The organism is Lyngbya sp. CCY1209, from assembly GCF_055795065.1.
The window spans coordinates 1-5,021 of sequence record NZ_JAYFER010000336.1 but is presented as its reverse complement, the minus strand read 5'-3'; the positions used below and the strand labels follow the sequence as shown (position 1 = coordinate 5,021).

Below are 5,021 nucleotides of genomic sequence, written 5' to 3'. Positions count from 1 at the left end.
TCAAACCCTTATAGAAAAGCCGTTTCAGTTTCCGACTCCCTAATACCGACTGCCGAGGACCGCGCGCAGCGCTATAGAGGGAGTTTAGCTGCACTCCCCCTGCCGATCGTCGCCCGTAAAACCGACGGATTTCGATGGCTTTTAAAGGTCGAGTTGCTGCTGGGCGAGGTGGTGGTACAACCCCCCGATCGCGATCAACTCGTCGTGGTTGCCCCGCTCCACCAAAACGCCGCGATCGAGGACCAAAATCAGGTCAGCGTTGCGAACCGTCGAGAGGCGGTGGGCGATGATAAACGTAGTGCGATCGCGGCTGAGTTGTTCCAAATTCCGCTGAAATCGCTGTTCACTCTCCGTATCCAACGAACTCGTCGCCTCGTCCAAAACCAGGATCGGCGGTTTCCCCAACAGGGCCCGGGCGATCGCGACCCGCTGCCGCTGTCCCCCGGACAAACTCGACCCCCGCTCCCCGACCTTGGTGTTGTACCCCAAGGGCAAACTCTGGATGAAGGCGTGGGCCTCCGCCAACTTGGCCGCCTCCACCACATCTTCCAAATCGTACTCGTCCCGGTACAGGGCGATATTTTCCTCGATCGTCCCGGAAAATAAATAGCACTCCTGCGGCACCACCCCCATATGTTGGCGCAGGGACTGGGGAGAAATGTGACTGACATCGTGTCCGTCCACCGAGATGCGGCCGCTGCTGGGCAGGTACAACCGCTGCAACAACTTCACCAGGGTACTTTTCCCGGAACCGCTGCGCCCGACGATCGCCACCGTCTGCCCCCGCTGCACCTCAAAAGACAGGTTTTGCAGGGTATTGACTTCGGCATCGTCCGAATAGCGGAAGGTGACGTCCTCGAACCGCACGTTCCCCTCCACCGAGGAGAGTACCAGCAGCGGGTGCCGGGGATCTTCCTCCGGTTCGCTGTCGAAGACGTCGTTGAGCCGCTCCACCGAAATCAGCACCTCCTGGAGTTCGTCCCAGAGGCCGACCAGGGACAGAACCGGGCTGATCACCTTGCCCTGCATCATGTTGAAGGCGAAGAACTGGCCGATGGTCAGGTCTCCCTGAATCACCATCATCACCCCGAACCACAGCAGGGCCGTACTGCCGACGGTGTTGATGGCCTGGCTGATCAATCCCAGGTTGATCCCCAACTTCTGCCCCTCAAACCGGGCGTTGAGTTGCTTGGTGAGCCGGTCTTCCCAGCGCCAGCGCAACTCCTGCTCGGCGGCGACGGATTTGAGGGTCTGCACCCCCGTCATCATCTCCACGAGGGTGGAGTTTTGGTCGGCGACGGCGTTGAAGACTTTGCGCGACATCCGGCGCAGCAGGGGGGTCGAAACCAGGGTGACGATGACGATGGGCGGGATCAGGCCGAGGATGAGTACCGTCAGGCGCCAGTTGTAGTAGAGCATCAAGCCCAGGTAGACAAATCCCGTCACCAGGTTGAGCCAAGCCAGGAGAATTTGGCCGATCAGGAATCGCTGGATTTTTTGGTTTTCCTGAACCCGGGTGATGATGTCCCCCACCCGGCGGGTTTCAAAGAAGCTCAGGGGCAGGGAGAGGGCGTGGCGGATGAAGCCGGAGATCATCGTCAGGTCGAGGCGGTTGGAGAGGTAGCTGAGGAGATATTGGCGGACCGACGAGAGGCCCAAACTCCACAGCCCGAAGATCAGGGCGCCGAGGGCGAAGACGTGCAGGCTGGTGACGCTGTTGTTGACCACGACGCGATCGAGGATGATCTGGGTCAGCAGGGGCGTGACCACCCCGAACAGTTGGACGAGGATGGAAATCAGGATGATTTGCAGGCCGAGGGAGCGGTGGGGCCACAGCAGGCCCATGAACCGGCCGAGCGATCGCTTTTGGTTGGGCACTTCGTCGAGGCGCTCGGTGGCCTCCAGGAGCAGGGCGTAGCCCGTCCAGCCGTCGAGAAATTGCGATCGCGACAGTTTCCGTTTTCCCTGGGCCGGGTCGCCCACCCAGACCTGTTTTCCCCGCACCCGGTAGACGACGATGTAATGGTCGCCCTGCCAGTGGGCGATCCAGGGATGTTTTTCGTCTTCGAGGCGCGTGAGGCTGGCCCGCACGGGTCGGGCTTGGTAGCCCAGGCTTTCCGCCGCCCGCGCCAGCCCTTTCAGGGAGGCACCGGAGCGCCCCACGCCGGCCAGGTTGCGGAGCCGGTTGAGGCCGAAATCTTTCCCCCAGTACCGGCTGATCATCGCCAGACAGGCCGCGCCGCAGTCGGAGGAACTTTGCTGCTCTACAAAGGGATCGGAGCGCAAGAAGCCTCCCCAGGGACGGCGGCGCTTCGGTTTGGGAAAGTTCAGCGCCGGGGCTTGGGAAGGGTCTTTGAGGGCCGCCGGGGCTTCCGCGGCGGGTTTGGGGGCGGGTAAGGCCGGGGCAATTTTGGGGACTTTCGCCGACATTTTGCCGCCGTTCTGTCGGTTCGCCGTATCGGGGGAGAGGGTGTCCCAGTCGCCCTGGGGCAGGCTCAACACGATCGCCGCACTCCGCGCCACCCAGCTTTCCGGCGGCGGTTCGGGTCCCCACCCGTCCCCGACATTGGGGGCGGCGGGTGTCCCGTCGATTTCGCCGCCGTAGAGCCAGAAGCGGGCGGGATCGCCGCCCGAGAGGGTCCCCACGGGGGTTCCGGCTTCGAGGTGCCGTTGGGCAACCTCGGGGAGGATGGCTTTCAAATAGCGACTGGGGCGCGATCGCAGGTCGGTTTGGGTTTTGAAGAAGATCAGGTGCGATCGCCGTCGGGCCACGGTTTGCAGGTGGGCTTCCAATTCCGGGAGCGAAATTGAACCCAGGTTCAGGCGGGCGATTTCGGCGTTGGAGGCGGCGACGGCCTGGTAGGGGAACCGGGGGCGATCGCACGGTTCCCAATCTCCCCCAAAACAATCCCCCGGTCCGAGCACGTCCACGGAGACTTCCCGTTCCTTGGCGCGATCGAAGGCCAGCAGGCGCACCCGCCCCCCACAGACTAAATACAAACTTTTTTTGTGATTGTGTTCGGAGTGAACAGCAGAACCGGAAGTTTTGTCAGATGATAGAGTTGCGGGGGAATATTCGAGGATCGCTTCCCCGAGTTCGTAAGTCCGGCCAAACTCCACAAATTGGCTGAGATGGGTTGCTGCGTCCGGAGCGGCATTCGCCTCCGTCAGCAACGCTTGAAAGGCTTGGCGGGTGCGTTCGAGAACCTGCACTGGGTTGGTGTCAGTTTCGGTTTTCGCAACCGGAAAGTTTGTATTGATCATAAGTTTCACTACGAAATAGGCAGTTGACAGAGGGAGAGGCTGTCTTCTGGATCGGGGGTCGAACTGAAAGGCGATCGGTGTCCCAATCCGGTTGATAGGGAATTGAGATTTAGAGCTCGATGCCTCCGGCGGAAGCCGGTGAATGACCGGTCACGCTCCCACGGATTGGAAACCCAGATGGGGAAGGGTACCGTCCCCCCCATCAGACGTTGACAAGATCTTCGCCTTCTGCTCGACCCCCAATTGACCGGTATTTCAGCGCATCAATCGGGTGTAGTAATGAGTTGGGACAAAAATTATTTAATGATCGGCAAAGTGCGCGAGAACAGAAGCGATAAAAATCTTACAACGTACCTTCCTTTTGGGGTGAAGTCCAAAACTCGCGAAACCGGAGAGTTGAAGACCTCAGATATCCACGAACCCAATCCCATCCCGAACGATTGGATCAGGTTGGGAATCTGGCACTGAGATGACAGACAAGATATCAGAGGAACGATGGACCTGATTGATTCTAATTTTCTACATAAATCCGGCATACAAGGTTTTATATCAAGCTTTAAGCAACCGTGCAATCCCTTTAATAAAAGTTTTATATTCGTCCGAAGTTGACTTTATATAAGTTTTTCAAAACAATCGGTTGCATCCCTTTTTTGATGGGGGTTTCCGGGATTTGAGGAGTCGAGGCAATGTAAAGATTGTCGCCGAGTTTCAGTCACGGGGTTCCCCATCAAACCCGACCCATGTTTATATCAATCAGTCTGATACAACAGTTCGATTTGAGTTGGCAACAATCGGGCCGGGATTGGGAATGCCGGCCTCTGTCTCCAGATAGAAATTGACGGGATGAAACCGGAGGTTCCCCGCCCTCACTCGGCGCAAATGGACTCCGGATCGACCCCCCCCTGGTACTCGCAGCTAAACCCGTCCTCGCACCAGGCGGCGAGATCGACGTCGGGGAGGCGAACCACATTGTCGCAATTCGGTTGCCAAATCTGAGAAAGGAACGCCCACAGCGTCGCCCGGGTCACGTCCAGGGCGGTTTTGAGGGCGGATTCCCGGTTTCCCGGAACCCCCGATTCCGCCACCAATTCCACGTCCACCCAAATGCCGTGGGAACCCAACACGATGCGGGCCATCCACGCCGCCCTGGGGAGGTGGGTGCGGGAGGTGAGCATTTTGACGTGGTGGACGCCCCAGCGGCTGAGGAGGGGTTGGGCGAAGAAAAAGTTGCCGAATGTCGAATCCGCGCATTTTTCCAGCCACACGCGGTCTGGGGGGGCATCGATGCGATCGAATAACTCGACGACACAGGGATCATCCGATCCGGTGGAAATCAGGATCGGAATTTCGGGAGATTGTTTCGCCAGTTGGGAGACGTAAATTTCCCGGCGGATGCTGCCGCCGAGCACGAAAAAGGCATCGACGGGTACGTTGGAAGCCGATCGCAGCGTCAGCAGGTTGCGGGCCACGGACGAGCTCAGAACCAGGATCAATGCGATCGCACCCGCAAGCAAAATGCGGCGGTACCGTCGGAGGGAGGAGCGTTTCGGGCGGTGGGGACTCATGGCAGTCGGGGGATTCCGTTTCTATCTTATTTGAGCCGATCGCGATCGGGTTGTTCCGGAATTTGGGGATAGGGTGTAAGGTTTAGGGGCAACCGTCTCCGGTTGTCGCTTGCAATTCACGTAAAATCTCCGATACGTTTGGAAGCTCTGTCTCTTTAGAGCAGGGAGGAAAAACGAACGGCGGCTTGAGTC

Annotated in this window: 2 protein-coding genes; both read right to left on the bottom strand. The window is 58.9% G+C overall.

The window, feature by feature from the left end:
* Positions 1-141 precede the first annotated feature (141 nt).
* Entirely contained in the window at positions 142-3,264 is a 3,123-nt protein-coding gene (locus tag AC0QHF_RS09715) for an ABC transporter transmembrane domain-containing protein (RefSeq protein ID WP_324704007.1), read from the bottom strand.
* A gap of 866 nt (positions 3,265-4,130) precedes the next feature.
* Positions 4,131-4,829 carry a YdcF family protein gene (locus tag AC0QHF_RS09710; protein WP_324704006.1) on the bottom strand — a complete coding sequence of 233 codons (699 nt, stop codon included), beginning with the start codon at positions 4,827-4,829 and terminating at the stop codon, positions 4,131-4,133.
* Positions 4,830-5,021 lie beyond the last annotated feature (192 nt).